Origin of the sequence: Aeromonas sp. Marseille-Q5825 (genome assembly GCF_946892685.1) — a bacterium.
Classification (GTDB): domain Bacteria; phylum Pseudomonadota; class Gammaproteobacteria; order Enterobacterales; family Aeromonadaceae; genus Aeromonas; species Aeromonas rivipollensis.
The window spans coordinates 1,258,191-1,276,651 of record NZ_CAMPOU010000001.1 but is presented as its reverse complement, the minus strand read 5'-3'; the positions used below and the strand labels follow the sequence as shown (position 1 = coordinate 1,276,651).

General features: G+C 61.8%; 13 protein-coding genes. 8 read left to right on the top strand and 5 right to left on the bottom strand.

Going from position 1 to position 18,461, the window contains the following annotated elements:
- Positions 1–109: 109 nt before the first annotated feature.
- The 7 genes from OC537_RS05890 (at position 110) to OC537_RS05860 (ending at position 9,830) form a co-directional block, all read left to right on the top strand.
- Positions 110–1,219: a two-component system response regulator gene (locus tag OC537_RS05890; RefSeq protein WP_106886828.1), complete on the top strand. Its 1,110-nt coding sequence runs from the start codon at positions 110–112 to the stop codon at positions 1,217–1,219.
- Positions 1,212–3,371, top strand: a complete 2,160-nt coding sequence (locus tag OC537_RS05885) for a PAS domain S-box protein (protein ID WP_262110237.1) — start codon at positions 1,212–1,214, stop codon at positions 3,369–3,371. Before OC537_RS05890 ends, OC537_RS05885 begins: the two co-directional genes overlap by 8 nt.
- Positions 3,368–7,336, top strand: coding sequence for a PAS domain S-box protein (locus OC537_RS05880; protein WP_262110235.1), 3,969 nt, complete (start codon positions 3,368–3,370; stop codon positions 7,334–7,336). Before OC537_RS05885 ends, OC537_RS05880 begins: the two co-directional genes overlap by 4 nt.
- Before the next feature lie 176 nt (positions 7,337–7,512).
- Positions 7,513–8,286: an imidazole glycerol phosphate synthase subunit HisF gene (gene hisF, locus OC537_RS05875; RefSeq protein WP_163154900.1), complete on the top strand. Its 774-nt coding sequence runs from the start codon at positions 7,513–7,515 to the stop codon at positions 8,284–8,286.
- Complete coding sequence (gene hisIE / locus OC537_RS05870; protein WP_163154902.1) at positions 8,279–8,908, top strand: bifunctional phosphoribosyl-AMP cyclohydrolase/phosphoribosyl-ATP diphosphatase HisIE; 630 nt, start codon at positions 8,279–8,281, stop codon at positions 8,906–8,908. The genes hisF and hisIE overlap by 8 nt, the downstream gene beginning before the upstream one ends.
- A gap of 224 nt (positions 8,909–9,132) precedes the next feature.
- Positions 9,133–9,423: a hypothetical protein gene (locus tag OC537_RS05865; RefSeq protein ID WP_262110228.1), complete on the top strand. Its 291-nt coding sequence runs from the start codon at positions 9,133–9,135 to the stop codon at positions 9,421–9,423.
- Between the two features lie 107 nt (positions 9,424–9,530).
- Entirely contained in the window at positions 9,531–9,830 is a 300-nt protein-coding gene (locus tag OC537_RS05860) for a hypothetical protein (protein ID WP_139746331.1), read from the top strand.
- A 352-nt stretch (positions 9,831–10,182) separates the two neighbouring features.
- Here the strand turns inward: OC537_RS05860 and OC537_RS05855 are convergent, their stop codons facing one another.
- The 4 genes from OC537_RS05855 to OC537_RS05840 form a co-directional block, all read right to left on the bottom strand.
- Positions 10,183–10,821, bottom strand: coding sequence for a pentapeptide repeat-containing protein (locus OC537_RS05855; protein ID WP_163154908.1), 639 nt, complete (start codon positions 10,819–10,821; stop codon positions 10,183–10,185).
- A gap of 2 nt (positions 10,822–10,823) precedes the next feature.
- Positions 10,824–11,450, bottom strand: coding sequence for a CatA-like O-acetyltransferase (locus OC537_RS05850; RefSeq protein ID WP_262110221.1), 627 nt, complete (start codon positions 11,448–11,450; stop codon positions 10,824–10,826).
- Positions 11,451–11,551: 101 nt separating this feature from the next.
- Entirely contained in the window at positions 11,552–12,139 is a 588-nt protein-coding gene (locus OC537_RS05845; RefSeq protein ID WP_262110219.1) for a TetR/AcrR family transcriptional regulator, read from the bottom strand.
- A gap of 177 nt (positions 12,140–12,316) precedes the next feature.
- Complete coding sequence (locus tag OC537_RS05840) at positions 12,317–13,939, bottom strand: acyl-CoA synthetase (RefSeq protein ID WP_262110217.1); 1,623 nt, start codon at positions 13,937–13,939, stop codon at positions 12,317–12,319.
- A 350-nt stretch (positions 13,940–14,289) separates the two neighbouring features.
- On the opposite strand from OC537_RS05840, the gene OC537_RS05835 reads away from it, so the two are divergent.
- Positions 14,290–14,817 carry a glycine zipper 2TM domain-containing protein gene (locus OC537_RS05835; protein WP_216822100.1) on the top strand — a complete coding sequence of 176 codons (528 nt, stop codon included), beginning with the start codon at positions 14,290–14,292 and terminating at the stop codon, positions 14,815–14,817.
- A 147-nt stretch (positions 14,818–14,964) separates the two neighbouring features.
- On the opposite strand, the gene OC537_RS05830 is transcribed toward OC537_RS05835, so the two are convergent.
- Complete coding sequence (locus OC537_RS05830; protein WP_262110213.1) at positions 14,965–18,183, bottom strand: ExeM/NucH family extracellular endonuclease; 3,219 nt, start codon at positions 18,181–18,183, stop codon at positions 14,965–14,967.
- Positions 18,184–18,461: the final 278 nt, after the last annotated feature.

The following is an 18,461-nucleotide window of genomic DNA, read 5'->3' as shown; positions in this document are numbered from 1 at the left end:
AGCGCCGGAACAGGCACCTCTTCTTCTGGGGGCGCAGCGGCAAGCCCTTATAATCTGGAAGCAATTGACTCTATACTCGGACTCATCGAGATAACGTCACGGAAGGCTTATGTTCACATCTCACTGTGCCACCATCCTCATCGTCGATGACTCTCCCGAGAACCTGATGGTGCTGACCGAATTGCTCTCACCCACCTATAGGGTGCTCGCCGCCCAGAGCGGGGAGAAGTGCCTGCGCATTGCCAGTGGCAAGACGAGACCGGATCTCATCCTGCTGGACGTGATGATGCCCGGCATGGACGGCTATGAGGTACTCAGACAGCTGCGCACCAACCCCGAGACCCACCGCATTCCCGTGGTGCTGCTCACCGCCCTCGCCGATCCCCAAAGCGAGGAGTTCGGCCTGTCGCTCGGGGCCGTCGACTACATCACCAAACCCATCAAGCCTGTCATCGTCCAGGCGCGCGTGCGCACCCAGCTGGAGGCCAAGCAGGCCCGGGATGGTCTGCACGATCAGAATGCGGCCCTGGAGGCCGAGGTGGCGCGCCGGATGACCGAAAACGATCTGATCCAGCAGGTCTCCATCCGGGCGCTGGCCCATCTGGCGGAGATCCGCGATCCCGAGACCGGCAATCACATCCTGCGCACCCAGGCCTATGTACGGCTGCTGGCGAGCGCCCTTGCCGGTCACCCCCGCTTTGCCGAGACACTGTCGCCGGATTACATCGATCTGCTGAGCCGCTCCGCTCCTCTGCACGACATCGGCAAGGTCGGCATTCCCGACCATATTCTGCTCAAGCCGGGCAAGCTGACCCCCGAGGAGTGGCAGATCATGCGTACCCACGCCAAGCTCGGCAGCGATGCCATCGAGGAGGCCGAGCGGGATATGGAGCAGCCATTGGCCTTCCTCACCCTGGCCAAGGAGATAGCTCACTGGCACCACGAGAAGTGGGACGGCAGCGGCTACCCGGACGGCCTCTGTGGCGACGCCATTCCCCTCTCGGCCAGGTTGATGGCGCTGGCGGATGTGTTTGACGCCCTCATCAGCGTCCGGGTCTACAAGCCAGCCATGTCCTATGAGGAGGCGCGCACCCTGATCCTCTCTGGCAGCGGCCAGCATTTTGACCCGGACGTGGTGGCGGCCTTCGACAGCCATTTCGAACAGTTCGTCACCATAGCCGAGCGTTATCAGGATGACGCCGAGGTCGCCCATGGCTGAACAGCCTCCCCTGACCCGAGCCCATGTGCTCAACGTGGTGCTCACCTATGCCGCCGTGGCAAGCCTGTGGATCCTGCTCTCGGACAAGGCGGTGGAGTGGCTCTTCAGCACCCCGGCCCAGTTCGCCCTGGCCAGCACCATCAAGGGCTGGCTGTTTATCCTCATCACAGCGCTCATGCTCTATACCATGCTGCGCCGCCGCATCAATCAATCCACGGCAAGCCCCCGGCTCTCCGGGCGTCAGTGGCTGCCCATACTGCTGCTCAACAGCCTCATTCTGGCCCTGACTGCCATGGCCATCGCCCAGAATATCGGGCTGACCCGTGACAAGGAGGTCGCCCGGCTCGAAACCATCGCGGACCTAAAAAGCCGACGCATCACAGAGTGGCTGGGCAATCGGGAGCAGGATCTGCGCCAGATCATCGACAACCCGCGCTATGGGGATCTCTCACCCTCCGCTCAGAGGACCAAGCCGTCTGATGAACAGGCACAGCGGCTGACGCGGCTGGTGGAGTTCATCTCGGCAGAAGGTTTCGATGGTGCGGCCCTCTTCGATCCGGCTGGCCAGCCCCTGTGGCAGACCCCGGGGGCGGGCATCATGAATGCCACATTGCGCGATGCCCTGGCCCGGGTGACCGCGGGCAAAGTACTCAGGGTCGGACCCTATCTGGATGAGCTGGGCCAGCCCAGGATCGACTTCGTGGCGCCTCTGACCACGGCGGCGGGGCCGGCGCCCGTCATAGTGCTGCAGATAAGCGGCAGCCACTGGATAAACCAGATCCTCAAACCCTGGCCCATCCCCGACAGCAGTGGTGAAGCCACGCTGTTTCGCCAGCGCGCAGATCAGGTGCAGTATCTGAGCGACCTACGTTACCGCCCCGACTCGGCCCTTCGCCTGCACCTTCCGCTCCATCACGACACCTTGCTGGCGGCCCAGTATCTGCGTCTGGATGCCGGGCAACGAGGGCCCAGGGTGCTCTCTGGCAAGGATTATCGCGACACGGCGGCCTTTGGCGTCGTCTACCCGGTCGAGGGCACGGACTGGTATCTGCTGGCCAAGATAGACAAGGCCGAGCTCAACCAGGCCAGCTTCAAGGAGAGCATCTGGATCGGTCTCATCAGCCTGCTGGTACTCTTCGTCACCAACGCCGGCATCATATTGCTGCGCCAGCACACCCGACTGCTGATGACCGAGCAGGTCCGCCACTCCCAGGCACAAAGGCTGCAGGCGTTGCAACTGCTCTCCGCCATCGCCGACAGCTCGGAGGATGCCATCTTCGCCAAGGACAAGGAGGGCAAATACATACTGTTCAATCGCGCCGCCAGCCAGTTCGTGGGCAAGCCGGCCGCCGAGATGCTGGGCCAGGATGACCTGGCCATCTTCCCCCCCGATCAGGCCCGGATGCTAATGGCCGCCGGCCGCCGGGTGATAGAAAACAACCGGGTGCAAACCGAGGAGGAGTATCTCACCCTGCCCTGCGGCGATCGGGTATTCCTCGCCACCAAGGGGCCGCTGCAGGATAACGACGGTCAGGTGATCGGCATCTTCGGTATCTCCCGCGACATCACGGGCTTCAAGCGTGCCGAGGCAGATTTGCGGGAGCGGGAGGGACTGTTTCGCGCCCTGGTGGAGCAATCCCTCGCCGGCATCTACATCATCCAGCAGGGCCGGCTCTGCTACATCAACCCCTGTTTTGCCCACCTGTTTGGCTATGACTCCCCCGGCGCCCTGCTCGGCGTCGGTCCACTGCACGCCTTGGCAAGCCCACAGGACAGCGAACGGGTGGCCGAGCTGGTGCTGCGCTGCGAGCACGAGGGTGGCGACATCCATGCCCGCTTCAGCGCCCTGCACCACGGCAGCCAGGCCCTGGAGGTGGAGCTGTACGGGCGGCGTGTCGACTATCGCGGCCAGCCCGCCGTGCTCGGGCTCTTGCTCGATGTCACCGAGCGGGAGCAGGTCGAGCAGGCTCTGACCCGCCAGGCCATGGAGCTGCGCCAGCAAAACGAGGAGCTGGAGCGTTTCAACAAGGTGATGGTGGACAGGGAGCTCGCCATGCTGACCCTCAAGCACCAGATCAATGAGCTCTCGCGCCAGCTCGGGCTACCGCCGCCCTACCCCCAGGCCCCCATGCCGCCGGAGGAGCACCCATGATTAACCGACCGCAACTGTGGCACGTCCGCCCAGCCACCCAGCGCTGGGGCGTTTGCCTGTTGGCCCTGCTGCTGCCCGTCCTGATGCTGCAGATCCGGGTCCAGCTGCCCATCGCCTTTGGCGAGCGGCCGTTGCTGGTGCTCTTCATGCTGCCCATCATCATCTGCGCCCTGCTGGGGGGCTTGCTGCCAGGCCTGCTCTGCACCCTGATCACTGCCCTGGTCACCACCTATTTCCTGCTGCCCCCGATCCATGAGCTGACAGTGGCGGCCGGTCAGGATCTGGTGCAGTGGGGACTCCTGATCGCCAACGGCGTGCTCGTCAGCCTGCTCAGCGCCGCCATCCACCACTCCCGCGCCCGGGAGATCCAGCGCTGGCAGGAACTGATCAGCACCCAATCCCGCCTGCAACAGAGCGAAAACCGCTTCCAGGTCACCTTCGAGCAGGCGGCAGTCGGCATCGCCCTGGTCGCCCCCGATGGCGGTTGGCTGAGGGTCAATCAGCGCCTGTGCGACATGCTGGGCTACAGTGCCGATGAGCTCATGGGCATGAGCTTCCAGCAGATCACCCACCCGGACGATCTCTTCATCGATCAGCACTATGTCACCAGGATGCTGGCAGGCGAGCTGCCCCACTACACCCTGGAGAAGCGCTATCTGCGCAAGGGGGGCGAGATCATCTGGACGACACTGACGGTGGCCCTGGTCAGGGATCTCGAGGGAGAGCCCGATTACTTCATCTCCATCATCGAGGACAATCAGCAGAACAAGGAGACCGAAGAGGCCCTGCGCCGCAACGAGGGGATACTGCGAGAATCCCAGCGGCTGGCCAAGATCGGCAACTGGCGCTGGCGTGTCAGCGACGACAGCCACTTCTGGTCCCCGGAGATCTACCGCATCTACGGCCGTGATCCCGCCCTCCCCCCTGCCGTCTATCCCGAGGTCAAAAAGTACTTCACCCAGGAGGGTTGGCACACCCTAGCCCAGGCCGTCGAGCGCTGCCTGCACAACGGGCAACCCTATGAATGCGATGCCTGCGTCATCAACGAGCAGGGGAACCCAGTCTGGGTCACCGCCCGTGGGGCCGCCTTGCGGGACGGGGACGGCAATGTCGTCGAGCTCTATGGCACTGTGCAGGACATCACGGAGCGCAAGCTGGCCGAGCAGCAGTTGCTGCACAATCAGCAGGTGGCGCTCGATACCCAGCGCCGCGCCCGCCTGGCGGCACTGAACCTGATGGACGATGCCATCAGTGCCCGGGTCCGAGCCGAGTCCATCAGCAGCGCCCTGCGCGAGAGCGAGCAACGGCTGCTGATGGCCCAGGAGGGCGCCCACGTCGGGATCTGGGAGTGGGACATGGTCAATGATCACCTCTTCTTCTCCCCGGAATGCGCCCGCCTCTATGGCCGCCACGCCGAACAACTCACGACCTTTCACGCCTGGCAGGCTTGCCTGCACCCGGAGGACAAGCCCCGTATCGACGCCTTGCTGTCCGAACTGTCGGTCAGCGACAAGCCCTTCGAAATCGAGTTCCGGATCCTGCTGCCAAACGGTGACCTATGCTGGCTGGTGAGCAAGGGCAGCGTCTATCGGGATGCCTGGCAGCGTCCCCTGCGTCTGCTCGGCATCCATCTTGACATCACAGAGCGCAAGCAGGCGGAGCAACAGCTGAGGCAACTCTCCCTGGCTCTGGAGCAGAGCCCAGACGGCGTCTTCATCACGGACACCGGGGCCCGCATCGAATATGTCAACGCGGCCTTCCTGGCCATCAGCGGCTACCGGCAGGACGAGGTCATCGGTCAGACTCCCTCACTGCTGCGCTCCGGCCTCACCCCCAGAGCCACCTATATCGCCCTGTGGGATGCCATCAAGCGCGGCCAGCGCTGGCACGGCGAGTTCGTCAACCGGCGCAAGGACGGCTCACACTATCAGGTGCTGGCGGCCATCTCCCCCATTCGCCAGGAGAACGGGGGAGTGACCCACTATGTGGCGGTACAGGCCGACATCACAGAGAAGAAACAGCTCGGCGAGGAGCTGGATCAGTACCGTTACCACCTGGAGGAGATGGTCAACGAACGCACCCTGCAACTTGCCCAGGCCCATCAGCGTGCCGAGAGTGCCAACCGCGCCAAGAGCGCCTTCCTGGCCAACATGAGCCACGAGATCCGCACGCCCATGAACGCCATCCTGGGGTTGACGTATCTGCTCAAGCGCGACACCCCGGACAGCACCCAGCACGAGCGGCTGGAGAAGATCGACAATGCCGCCCAGCACCTGCTCACCATCATCAATGACATCCTGGATCTCTCCAAGATAGATGCGGGCAAGATGGCGCTGGAGCAAGGTGACTTCTCCCTCATCGCCATGCTGGACAACGTCAGCGCCCTGATGAGCGAGCAGGCCAGCGCCAAGGGCCTCAGCCTCATGGTCGACATGGGAGACTCGCCCACCTGGGTTCATGGCGACATCACCCGCCTGCGCCAGGCACTGCTCAACTACGCCGCCAATGCCATCAAGTTTACCGAGCAGGGCGCTGTCACCCTGCGGGTACGGATGGCCCGTCCGCTTGCCGGCGGCTACCTGCTGCGCTTCGAGGTAGAAGATACCGGCATCGGCATCAGTCCGGAGCAGTGCGAGAAGCTGTTCCAGGCCTTCGAGCAGGCCGACGTCTCCACCACCCGCAAATACGGCGGCACAGGCCTCGGGCTCGCGATCACCAGTCGGCTTGCCGCCCTGATGGGAGGAGAGGCTGGCGTCAACAGCACCCTTGGCCAGGGCAGCTGTTTCTGGTTCACCGCCGCCCTCTCGGCGGGTCAGGGGGAGGCGCCGCAACCGCTCCCGCCTGCGCAGAGCCTGGCGCAGACCTTCTTCCCCCACAGGGCCCGGGTGCTGCTGGTGGAGGACAACGCCATCAACCGCGAGGTGGTGCTGGAGCTGCTTTGCCACAGCGGCCTGGTCATCGAGACCGCCGTCAATGGTCAGGAGGCGCTGGAGCGCGTCCGCCAGCATCCCTACGATCTCATCCTGATGGACATACAGATGCCGCTGATGGATGGCTACAGCGCCACCCGCGCCATCCGCGCCCTGCCCGGCCGGGAGCGGATCCCCATACTGGCCCTGACGGCAAGCGCCTTCGAGGAAGACAGGCAGGCGAGCGAATCGGCCGGCATGAACGACTTCATCGCCAAGCCTGTCACCCCCGCCAAGCTGTTTGAGGCGCTGCAGCGCTGGCTGCCCAGCAACGGGATGGTGGAGCCCGATGAGCAGGACCTGCCCCGCGACATGCAGGCAGGCCCCCTCGCCCCCCTGCATGGCTTCCCCGGGCTGGATCTGCAACAGGGGTTGGCGGCACTGCAGGGCAATCAGGAAAAATACCTTGCCTTGCTGCGCCACTTCGCCAGCGAGCATCACCAGGACATGGCCCTGCTCGGCCACCATCTGCAAACGGGTGACAGTGTGACCGCCACCCGACTGGTTCACACCTTGCGCGGGGTCGCGAGCACCCTTGGGATGACGGACCTCGCGCAGCAGTGCCTGCAGCTGGAACAGAGGCTCGCGGAGGATGGCCTTGAACAGCCCGCCCTGATGACGGCCATCGCCGGGGCCTTGGTTGCCCTGCGCGAACGATTGGGGGAGGAAGCGCCCGTCCCTGCGGCGGAGCTCATCCCCCTTGGCAGCCAGTGGCAACGGGATCTGCGACACCAGATGGAGACGCTGCTGGCGCAAAGCGATACCGCCGTGATCCCGCTGTTCGAGCAGTATGCCGCCCCCTTGCGGCTCATGCTGGGGCCACGCAGCGAGACCCTGGCCAGGCAGTTGAAGGCATTCAACTTCGACGGTGCCCTGCTCACCCTTCGCCAATGCGTGGAAGCAGATGAGCCCCCAACTGACGTTATCTCCCCCCTGCCCGATGGCCCTTCGCTGCCCCCGGGCCAGGCGAAAGGAGACAAAGGGTTGAATCACTGAATAAAGTCATGCATATAGTGTTGGTTCCCCCTGGGCCGCGCCGCCCGAAGAGCGCGCCGTTTCCCGCTCAGGATCCAGCAGAGAAAGCATGCCAACCGCTTTTCCGTCCGCCGCCTGATCCTGCGTCACCGGCAGAACGAAGTTTTTTTAACTGTGCTTTACATGGAGCAATGAGCATGTTGTCAAAGCGTATTATCCCCTGCCTTGACGTCAAAGATGGCGTTGTGGTCAAGGGCGTGCAGTTTCGCAACCACGAGGTGATGGGCGGCATAGTCGAGCTGGCCCGCCGCTACGCCGAGGAGGGTGCCGACGAGCTGGTGTTCTATGACATCACCGCCTCGAGCGACGCCCGCGTGGTGGACAAGAGCTGGGTGAGCCGGGTGGCCGAGGTCATCGATATCCCCTTCTGCGTCGCCGGCGGTATCAAGAGCGTCGAAGATGCCCGCCAGATCCTGGAGTTTGGTGCCGACAAGGTCTCCATCAACTCCCCGGCCCTGGCCGATCCCACCCTGATCACCCGACTGGCGGAACGCTTCGGCGTGCAGTGCGTGGTGGTCGGCATCGACTCCTACTTCGATGCGGCGAGCGGCCAGTATCAGGTCAAGCAGTTCACCGGTGACGAGAGCCGCACCCTCACCACCAGCTGGACCACCCTGGAGTGGGTCAAGGAGGTGCAAAAGCGCGGCGCTGGCGAAATCGTGCTGAACGTGATGAACCAGGACGGCATGCGCCAGGGCTATGATCTCGAGCAGCTCAAGCTGGTACGAGCCGTCTGCAAGGTGCCGCTGATTGCCTCCGGCGGCGCCGGCACCATGGTCCATTTCCTCGATGCTTTTACCCAGGCCGACGTGGACGGGGCCCTGGCGGCCTCCGTATTCCACAAGGGCCTTATCCCCATTCCCGAATTGAAACGCTGGCTGAAAAACGAAGGAGTCGCCATCCGTGAATAATCCCTTGATTGATCCCACCCTCATCGACCGCCTCGATTGGGCAAAATGTGACGGCATGATCCCCGCCATCGTCCAGCATGCCGTGAGCGGCGAGGTGCTGATGCAGGGCTTCATGACCCGCGAAGCCCTGGAGAAGACCCAGGCCACCGGCCAGGTCACCTTCTTCAGTCGCAGCAAGCAGCGCCTCTGGACCAAGGGTGAGAGCTCGGGCCATGTGCTCAAACTCGTGGCCATCAGCACCGACTGCGATCAGGACTCCTTGCTGGTCGCCGCCGATCCGGTCGGCCCCACCTGCCACCTGGGCACCCCTTCCTGCTTCGACGGTCATCCGCTGCCGCCGCTCGGTTTCCTGGCAGAGCTCGAGCAGATCCTGGCCTCGCGCAAGGGGGCGGACCCTGCTACCAGCTACACCGCCAGCCTCTACGGCAAGGGTACCAAGCGCATCGCCCAGAAGGTGGGTGAAGAGGGGGTGGAAGTAGCCCTGGCCGCCATGGCGAAAGACAGAGAAGAGCTCATCAACGAATCCGCTGACCTGCTCTACCACCTGACGGTGCTGCTGCAAAACGAGGGGCTGGGTCTGAAGGATGTGGTGCAACGCCTCCATGAGCGCCACAACAAGTAGTCTTTGTAATTAGACAAAACGGGCCCTGATGGGCCCGTTTTTTATGCACCAGCGTCACCCCCCTCCTCGTGGGAGGATCAACGCCTTTCAAGCCTATTTCTCGGGGATTAGCTCCGTTCCCCTGATCGGGCCGGAATACCAAGGCTTGCCCCCCCTGAACAGGGAGTCGCTCATCCCAGGGCCGGCGGCGATAATGGCGAACCCCCTTCACCTCCCCAGGCGCTATGAACAAATTTCAGGTTTTCTCCACCCCGGAGGCGCCCGCCGCCTTCACCTTGCTCGACATGGCGTCGGCCAGCTTCCTGGCAGACAAGGCCGTTTTGCTGGCGCAGGGGTTCGAGGTCATAGGCGAACCCATACTGGCCCCTGATGCCCGCACGGCGGCCGAATCCCATCAGCTCAACATGGCCGATCCCAGCCGCCCCTATGGCGGCCCCAGCACCATAAGCCTCTTCGCTTATACCCTGCTTAATGCCCCCCGGCTGTTTGGCAAGGGCAAACCACCAAGGCGCTGACTGAAGCCGACCTGAATAAAGGCCCCTTGGGATGTCGCAAATGGGGCCTGTCCGGCGGGAAAGCCCCCATGGATAATGCAGGGGCACAGTTCACCCCCAGAGGCCCTATGAGCAAATACCAGTTCTTCCGTCAGGGACAGGATCCCGCCAGCGTCACCTTCTTGCTGATGTCTTCCCCCTCTTTTTTACCTGAAAAGTCACAGCTGCTGGAGCAGGGCTTCGAGGTGGTGGGGGATTATATCGATGCAGCCAACGAGAAAGAGGCGCTCGACAAGTTCAAGAGCGGCATGATAGAGCCGCTCGCCGAGTACACCAAGGCCAGTGAAGCAGGGGGACTTTACTACTTCATCACCGGCCTGTGGGAGGCACTGCACAAACGTATCAGGGGCGCCAATCCTCCCCGCTGATAGGCTAGGGTATGACAGACCCGCCATCTCTTCCCCAGCAAACAGTGAGCCTGTTGAACTTGCAACAGGCCTTCGCAGAACGAAAGGCCGGGCCCTGCAAGACGTGGTGCAACGCCCTCATGAGCGGCATCACAAATGATCGGTGTATTGATATCCGACGGCTCACCCGGCTTGCCTCGACCAGTTAAAGGGGTGAGTCTTTGCGATATTAAAAATAAACAAGAGGGAGGCGTTATTCCTCCCTTTTAAATCCGAGCAAGACCTTACAGTCAAATAATGGTTCTGCCCGGGATGATTGCTCCGCATGATTAAAAAATATTCACGGCACAAGCCATTGACTGGCATTTGGCTTTCAATCAAACAGCTCGAATCCAAAACCATCCAGCAAATGGATTGCCTCAAGTCGTGTGAATTTAGTCCCTTTCAGGTGATTGTCCCGCACATCGATACGGTAATTTGTCGCCTCCCTGAAATCAGTACCGTTCAGGTTGGTATTGCCGAACATGCTTTCAGTAAAATCCGAGTATGAGAAGTCGGATTTGCTGAAGTCGCCACCTCTGAAGTCCGCTGCCCTTACCTTGCACTCCTCCATGATCATCCCAGGTAATTTAAGACCAAAGAACGAGGAGTCATTTAATATAGATTTTTTGAACATGAGCTGACCAGGCACCACAAATCGTGACCACTCGGCTTTAGTCCAGTCAACCCCGATAATTTTACACTCTTCGTAAAGCACGGCTAAAAATCGGCTGCTATCAACGCGGAGGTTGCTCAGATCTGAATTTTTGAAGACGCAATCAACGAACTTGCAACGTTGAAAATGGGCACCATTGAAGGAGCAATTCACAAAGACACAGTCTTCAAATACTTTTGCGTAGATATGGGTGTCGGCAAACTTGAGACCATTGAACTCTTCTTGGTAATACTCGGCGATGCCGTCATCTATTCTATCTTTCATATTGAGCCTTATTGCGATAATTCTGTCATTCATGCTCAGCCTTCATTGAGTGCTGCTTGCAGTTTTTCGAGAAACCTGCCGATATGAATGCCATCAACAAAGGAGTGATGCACCTGTACGGAAAAAGGCAGCATGACACGGCCCTCTCTCTCGGAATACTTTCCCCAATTGAAAAGAGGGATGGCGTTCTCTTTGTCTCCGGAGAATGTATGAGACAGTTGTGTATATGAGAACCAAGGTAGCGGTGAAAATTGAAAAACATTGCCTCCCGCTGGCGCTGTAAAATACGCCTGTTGTGCAAGCGCGGCCTGCTGCGCCGCCAACACATAGGTCTGCAGCGTATCCGTCAATGGGGCGTCAACAACCTTAAATAACTCTGTTTCCTTGTCAAGGTAAGTAAACACAGTATTGATTTGATCGTATAGCACCACGCGCCCATCCAAAAATCGGTAGCGAAATGCCTCTATTTCATTTGCACACCTGGCCGTGACGAATATCATGGCAAAGGTGAATGATGTCTCCAGCTTGCGGATTTTGTTTATAAATTTCGTCACATCCAGCTCAACGGTCACGCCATAGAGTGGATTGCTGAAATTCTTGAAAATATTGCAATGGAGTGCACGCTCCCACTTGGTTTCATCAACCAGAAGATAGTTTGACACAGCGAAACCGCCTGTTTTAAATGGGTTTAAAAAAGCTTCACATCAAAAGCTGGTGATATCAATATTGCTTAAAGCAGCAATCCAATCTCAATAAATCGTTATCAGGCTGGCTTGCCATCGATCAAGAGCTGTATCGCTGCGCCATAATGCTCGGCAATAATATCGATTGGCGTTGCCAGCAGTGTTTCGTGCTGAATAACGGCCAATGAATTGATAAGCCCCCCCGTCTGGGCAGAAATAAGGTGTGCTCTCAACTCAGCATCCTGCCCGGGTAAACGCTGCGCCAGTTGCTCAACGAATCGAGTTCTAACGACATCCTGTAAACGGGTTCTTATGGTCTCGCTGTCAGAGGCCTGAACCAAAGACACATAGGAACTCATTTTATTTTTAATGTCGCCGGATATCAGCTCAAGAACGATACGGTATCCCATGCCATCCAATGAACCTGTGAGTGCTTTTTCACAAAAGTCGCTGATGGCCAGCGCTTCGAGAAAAAGCTCCTCCTTGGAGCCGAAATAGCGGATGAGCAATGCGGGATCGACCCCGACTTCCTTTGCGATGGCCCTGAGCGACGTCGCTCTGTAGCCAGTTGAAGAGAAAAGTTTTCGGGCAACATCTAGGATCAAGGCTTTGGTTGTGTCAGCACCACTCAATTTCACCACCCCCTCGGTAACAGCATCCTTGATCATATTCCCTTCCCTTTCCAAGTTGTCATGAGGAGCGATTTTAGGTTTGTCCCCCATGCAAGTCAACGGCGTTGACATGGGTTATTCAACACCGTTGACCTGGACTGTCCTGCGACACATTTACATGACCACAGGAGATGAACTGCCCTCAGATGCCCGTCCGCATCCCCTTCGACGGGATCACTCCAGCTGCTTGCGCAACATGAACTTTTGCACCTTGCCGGTGGAGGTCTTGGGCAGGGGGGTGAAGATGATGCGCTTGGGGGCCTTGAAGTGGGCCATCTGCTCGCGGCAGAAGGCGATCAGCTCCGCCTGGCTGAGCACACGGCCCTCCTTGAGCTTCACGAAGGCGCAGGGCACCTCCCCCCACTTCTCGTCCGCCATGGCGATCACCGCGGCCTCGTCCACGTCCGGGTGGCGATAGAGCACGTCCTCCACCTCCAGGCTGGAGATGTTCTCCCCGCCCGAGATGATGATGTCCTTGGATCTGTCCTTGATCTCCACGTAGCCGTCCGGGTGCCAGACCGCCAGATCCCCGCTTCGAAACCAGCCCTCCGCCATCGCCTCTTCGCTCGCCGCCGGGTTCTTGAGGTAGCCCTTCATGACGATGTTGCCGCGCAGGAAGATCTCCCCCAGGGTCTTGCCATCCCGGGGCACAGGCTCGCCGCTGACGGGGTTGGCTACCTGCATCTCTCCCTGCAATGGAGAGGCCACCCCCTGGCGTGCCTTGAGCCGGGAGAGCGCAGTGGCATCCTGCCCTTGCCAGCTGCGCTGAGGCTCGCACACCACGCAGGGGCCATAGGTCTCGGTGAGGCCATAGACATGGGTCACGGCTATCCCCATGGCCTCCATGCCGGCGATCACGGTGGCAGGTGGCGCCGCCCCCGCCGTCATCGCCTTGATGGGGTGATCGAGCCCCAGTTTCAGGGCTGGATCGGCGTTGTTCAGCATGTTGAGCACTATGGGGGCGGCGCAAAAATGCGTCACCCTGTGTTCGTGCAGCGCCTCATAGATGGCGCCCGCCTGCACATGGCGCAGGCAGACGCTCACCCCGGCGGTGGCCGCCAGGGTCCAGGGGAAGCACCAGCCGTTGCAGTGGAACATCGGCAGGGTCCACAGATAGACGGGGTGCTTGGGCAGCTCCCAGGAGAGCACATTGTTGACCGCATTGAGGTGGGCGCCGCGATGGTGATAGACCACCCCCTTGGGGTTGCCCGTGGTGCCCGAGGTGTAGTTCAGGGAAATCGCCTGCCACTCGTCCGCCGGCAGCCAGCCGGGCTCGTCGCCGTTGCCCCCGGCAATAAAGTCCTCGTAGGTCAGTTCGCCGACCAGCTCCCCCTCCCGATAGAGGGGATCATCGATGGCGATCACCAGGGGGCTTTGCTCGATCAGCGCCAGCGCCTTGCGCACCAGGGCGCCAAACTCCCTGTCCACCAGTACCACCCTGCTCTGGGCATGCTGGAAGATGAAGGCCATGGACTCTGCATCGAGCCGGGTGTTGATGGTGTTGAGCACGGCGCCGCTCATGGGTACCCCGAAGTGGGCCTCAAACATGGCCGGGACATTGGGAGCAACGATGGAGACAGTGTCCCCCTCGCCGATGCCGTGCAGGCGCAGGGCAGAGGCGAGCTGGCGACAGCGCACCTCGGTCTGGGCCCAGCTCTGGCGCAAGGGGCCGTGGATCAGGGCCGGGTAGTCGGGATAGACCCGGGCCGCCCGGGCCAGAAAGCTCAAGGGGGTCAGGGCCTCGAAATTGGCGGGCGTCTTGCCAAGGCCAGTCTCGTAGATGTGCGGCTTTGTCATCGGGTTCCTTCCTCATATGGGCACAAAGCGGGGGGAGTCTCGCGGATCACGGCGCACAAGGCACTTGGCAGGCGGCGGATCCTTATACCCGACGAGGGTACCAAGGGGGCGCACGCCCAGGTATTAGCGAAACGTCTTAAGGGGCTGCGCCCCCTGCCCCAGACTCTCGCGACGCCATCAATCATCTTTTGTCGCCAATCACAGACGCTCCCTTGCCGGGGCCATTTTTGGCGCAGCCAGCCTCTGTCGCACCCGAAGGGCCATTGCCTTGAGCCCGGGGACAAAAATGCCAAGAATGAGCCCAGGCCCCAAGGGCAATCACTGTAAGGAGAGAAGAGATGAACACATCCATGTTGGCAGGTATCGGGATCGGTGTGGCCTCTGCACTGGCCTTGTCGGCGGCAGCCAGCGGATCCCTGTTTTCATCAGAGCCCCAGTTTGCCGAGGTGCTGGCCAGCAAACCGGTGACCGAGACCATCAAGACACCGCGCCAGGAGTGCCGCAACGTCACCGTCACCCACCGCAAGCCGGTGCAGGATGAACACAAGATCCTGGGCACAGTGGTCGGTGCGGCCCTCGGGGGCGTGGTGGGCCACCAGTTCGGTGGGGGCAGCGGCAAGAAGGTCGCCACCGTCGCCGGGGCCGCCGCCGGTGGCTATGCCGGCAACCAGGTGCAGGGCAACATGCAGGCGGGGGACACCTACACCACCACGGAGCAGCGCTGCAAGACGGTGCAGGACAGCAGCACCCGCACCCTGGGTTATGACGTCACCTACCGCCTCGCCGGTCAGGAAGGGGTAGTGCGAATGGAACAAAAACCCGGCACCACCATTCCGGTCAAGGATGGCAAGCTGGTACTGAGCAACGCGCAGGGTTGATACTCCGTTAGGAGCGCCCTGCCATGGAGAAGGCCCACCCGACGCGGTGGGCCTTTTTCATAGGCGGAGCACTGCCAGTCAGGCCAAAGCGCCAACCAGCAAGAAGGGGCCCGCGGGCCCCTTGTGTCATCTGTATGCTCACTGTCATCAGTGGCGGCCGAAGGGCCACCAGGGCTTGTCGTTGTCCTGGATGTCGACCCGGGTCTGCTGCACCGCCCCCTGCTGGGCCCCTTTCAGCTTCTCGAGGTTGACGCTGAACTGCTCGGTGGACTCCACGAACCAGTCGTCCAGGATCAGCACCTTGATGGACTTGCTGCCCCCCTCGCCCGCGGCCCAGCTCACCGACTGACCGAACCAGGGCAGGAAATCCAGCCCCCAGCGCGCCGTGATCCCCTCAAGGCCCAACTGGGCACGGGCGGGCTTGCTGAGATCGCCGCTGCGCACCAATGGTATCTCGGCAAACCACTGTCCTTCGTTCACCGTCATGCTGGCGCTCGCCAGGGCTATGGTGGAGGGCGCCAGCTTGTCCTTGATGGTCACCAGAGTCTGGTGTTGCTCACCCAGGGCCGCGCCGCTTGCCTCGAACAGCTCCAGGGTGAAGGTCTCATCCCCCTCGTGCAGGGTGTCGCTCTTCACCGGAATGCTGATGGTCTGGCTGTCGCTCTGGCCAGCCGCCCAGTTCAGGGTACCGGTGAGTGGCGCCACGTCCTTGGCATCGGCGCTGCCGTAGGCGACGCGGTAACTGACGCTTGCCTCCCCATAAGTGCCGTCCCGGCGCGCCACGGACAGCGTGAGAGTGCTGCCCTCCTCCACGCTGGCGGCGGCGCTCTCCAGGCTCAAGACTCCAGCGGGCGGCAGCGGATACTGGATGGCCACCAGCACGGGATCATGATCCGAGGCGCTGAAGGGCCCCTCGGATTTCGCCAGCTGGCCGCTGTACTTGTTGCCGTACTCGAAGAAGTTGCTCTCGGCGGAGTTGATGTGCCAATCCTCGATACCGATCACCTTGGCCGCGAGGCTCGGATTGGCCAGGGCGTGATCCAGGTTGCCGAGCTCCCCCTCATAGCTGTAGGAGTAGGTGTCGGTGCCGTGGAAGCGGGTGTTGAGGTTCACCAGACCATAGCCCTTGCCGAGGGCGCTGCCGCTCTCCTCATAAGGCTGGCCCGCCAGCGTGGTGAAGGAGGCGCTCAGGATCTGGCGCGCCTGGGCGGCCGGATCATAGTCGGTCAGCACCCGGATAGGATCCTCCATGCCGTAGGCGTTCAGATCCCCGATGAGCAGCAGATCCCCGCTCACCCCCTTGAGCCGCTCCCCCAGCACCCTGGCGGCGGAGACCCGCAGGGCGTTGCAGTGGCCCTGGCCGTCCAGCGGGTCGGCGGTCACGTAGTCGGGATAATCCTCGAAGCAGGCAGAGCCCTTGGACTTGAGGTGGTTGACCACTAGGGTCAGGGGCGCATCCCCCTTGGGAGAGCTGAAGCGCTGCAGCAGCGATTCGCGCATCCCCTGGTTGATGGCCACCGGCTTGCCACTGGCGTCCTGGGCCTCGGCCTGCTGCACCGGCAGCACTATGAGGCTGGCGGCCCCTTGCGGCGTCACGCTGGCGGGTCGGTAGATGAGGCCCACTGTGATGGCGTCGGTGCCTATGGGCTGGCCATCGGGGGAAGCCACCCAGGCGTAGTGATCCGTCTCGTCCGGCTGGGCGGCGTTGAGGGCCGCCACCAGGTTGGCGATGGCGGAGTTGTCGCCGTAGCCGTTGTTCTCTATCTCCATCAGCCCCACCACGTCCGCGTTGAGGCGGGTGATGGCGCTGACGATCTTGGTGCGCTGCAGCTCGAACTCAGGCACCGTCAGGGCGCCTCTGTTGCTGCCGGTGGGGTTGGCATCGCCCCCCACCACAGTGGTGAAGAAGTTGAGCACGTTGAAGCTCGCAACCCGCAGATCCCCCGCCTCGGCGAGCTCCGGCGTCTCTACCCTGTCCCAGCCGCTGTGATCTATGTCGCTGCTGTCGATGCGGTTGCTGGCCACCAGCCGGAACAGGTTGTAGGAGTAGCCGAGCGCCCCCTCAAGCCCGTTGAGCCTGTCGCCGATACGCAGGTAGCCATCCTCTGCGTTGAAGCCGGGATACCAGGGCAGCACGCCGTCCGGCGCCTTGGCGTCCGTCTCTACCACCAGCTGGTTTTGCTGGTTGCGCAGGGCCCAGTCGCTCGCCTCCTGGCTCAGGGCGGCAAACTTCTGGGTCGACTTGATGAGGGGCGCGCCATAGGCCAGCACCAGGTTGTTGCGCTTGCCGTCGTAGTCGAAGCTGAAGTTGCGGGTCACCACCAGGCTGGATTCCGGCACCAGCCGCACCTGCATCCCCTCGTGGCGCTCCAGCAGCTGGCTCAGGCTCTCGCCTCCCACAGGCACCAGATCCACCGCCGGCAGCAAGGCCCCCACCGGCTGGGTTATCACCAGCTGATCGGCACTGAGCTGGGTCTGGTTGAAATACTCTTTGACCTTGCCCGAGACGCACACCTCGGCTCCCGGCACCAGGGCGCCGTTGACCTGGGTGCTGTGGATGAAGAGGCCGTCCGAAGTGGCCGGATCCCCGTCCCCCTGCGCGTCCTGAATGAAGAAGCCCTTGTAGAGGCCGCTCACCACCTGGGTCACCACGCCGCGAGTGGCATAGGCCTGCTCGGATTCAAACTTGCCGGCCGGCACCAGGGGGCTGCTGCTGCCCGGGCCCTGGATGGCGGGCACGGGCACCAGCTGATCGACCGGGCAGACGAAAGCGGGTGGCTGGGTGCCGTCGCAGGGTGCATCGCCGCTGCAGCCGAGACCGCTGGCATCATCCTTGGGGGCCGCCACGTATTCAAGCGCCGGATCGAAGGTGCCGGTCGCATCAGTGCGGCCCGTGGTGACAGTGGCCTTACGGCGAAGCGTCATGTCCAGGGTCGAAACAGAGCCCGAGACCCAGGCCGTGCCGGGATCCACCCCCACCTGGCCTAAGCTGTCTGCAATCTCGCTGCCGCGATAGAGCACCAGAGCATCGTCGCCATTGAACACCAGATTGCCGCTGGTCTGATTGGCCTTGGCCAAAATCTCGCCGCTCGCGGAGGGGTTGGCCAGCACCAGGCTGGCCCCCGGGGCCAGGGTGCCTTGCAGCGCCAGGCTGTTGGTGGGGGCATCGGTGAGGGGTTTGCCGTTGGCGTAGAGCGCCAGCCGGTATTGGGCGAGATCGACGGAGTCCGAGCCGAGGTTGCTTAGCTCCACCGCCTTGTTGTTGCCAGAGCCTTCCAGGTATTCGCTGATCAGCAGTTGCGCCTGTGCCTGTCCTGAGAGCGCCAGCCCGACCGCGAGCGCCACCAGAGAGTGTCTTCCTGACATGGTCAGTTTCCTTTTTTATGGGCAGATTATGTTATTGGCGCCCCGCGCAAGGCGAGCCGCAGCACCTTGTTAGATGTCGAACTCGGCCAGCGGCCAAGATCGCGCCTACTCTGCCCCCTTAGCGACGGAGTCGCTGGGAGCTGGCTAACAATGCCAACAAATTGTTGCGTGCAGGTGACGAGCAATACCCGTATGGGCAGTGCCTGCCCCCTGTGCGTAGAAAATCGTCGCCACATCATGGGGGTACCATGCCAAGGGGCTCGACATAGAGTAGAGTC

Coding starts and splice junctions, on each gene's coding strand:
- OC537_RS05890 (WP_106886828.1), top strand. CDS start 110: ATGTTCACATCTCACTGTGCCACCATCCTCATCGTCGATGACTCTCCC.
- OC537_RS05885 (WP_262110237.1), top strand. CDS start 1,212: ATGGCTGAACAGCCTCCCCTGACCCGAGCCCATGTGCTCAACGTGGTG.
- OC537_RS05880 (WP_262110235.1), top strand. CDS start 3,368: ATGATTAACCGACCGCAACTGTGGCACGTCCGCCCAGCCACCCAGCGC.
- hisF (WP_163154900.1), top strand. CDS start 7,513: ATGTTGTCAAAGCGTATTATCCCCTGCCTTGACGTCAAAGATGGCGTT.
- OC537_RS05865 (WP_262110228.1), top strand. CDS start 9,133: ATGAACAAATTTCAGGTTTTCTCCACCCCGGAGGCGCCCGCCGCCTTC.
- OC537_RS05860 (WP_139746331.1), top strand. CDS start 9,531: ATGAGCAAATACCAGTTCTTCCGTCAGGGACAGGATCCCGCCAGCGTC.
- OC537_RS05855 (WP_163154908.1), bottom strand. CDS start 10,821: ATGAATGACAGAATTATCGCAATAAGGCTCAATATGAAAGATAGAATA.
- OC537_RS05845 (WP_262110219.1), bottom strand. CDS start 12,139: ATGATCAAGGATGCTGTTACCGAGGGGGTGGTGAAATTGAGTGGTGCT.
- OC537_RS05840 (WP_262110217.1), bottom strand. CDS start 13,939: ATGACAAAGCCGCACATCTACGAGACTGGCCTTGGCAAGACGCCCGCC.
- OC537_RS05835 (WP_216822100.1), top strand. CDS start 14,290: ATGTTGGCAGGTATCGGGATCGGTGTGGCCTCTGCACTGGCCTTGTCG.
- OC537_RS05830 (WP_262110213.1), bottom strand. CDS start 18,183: ATGTCAGGAAGACACTCTCTGGTGGCGCTCGCGGTCGGGCTGGCGCTC.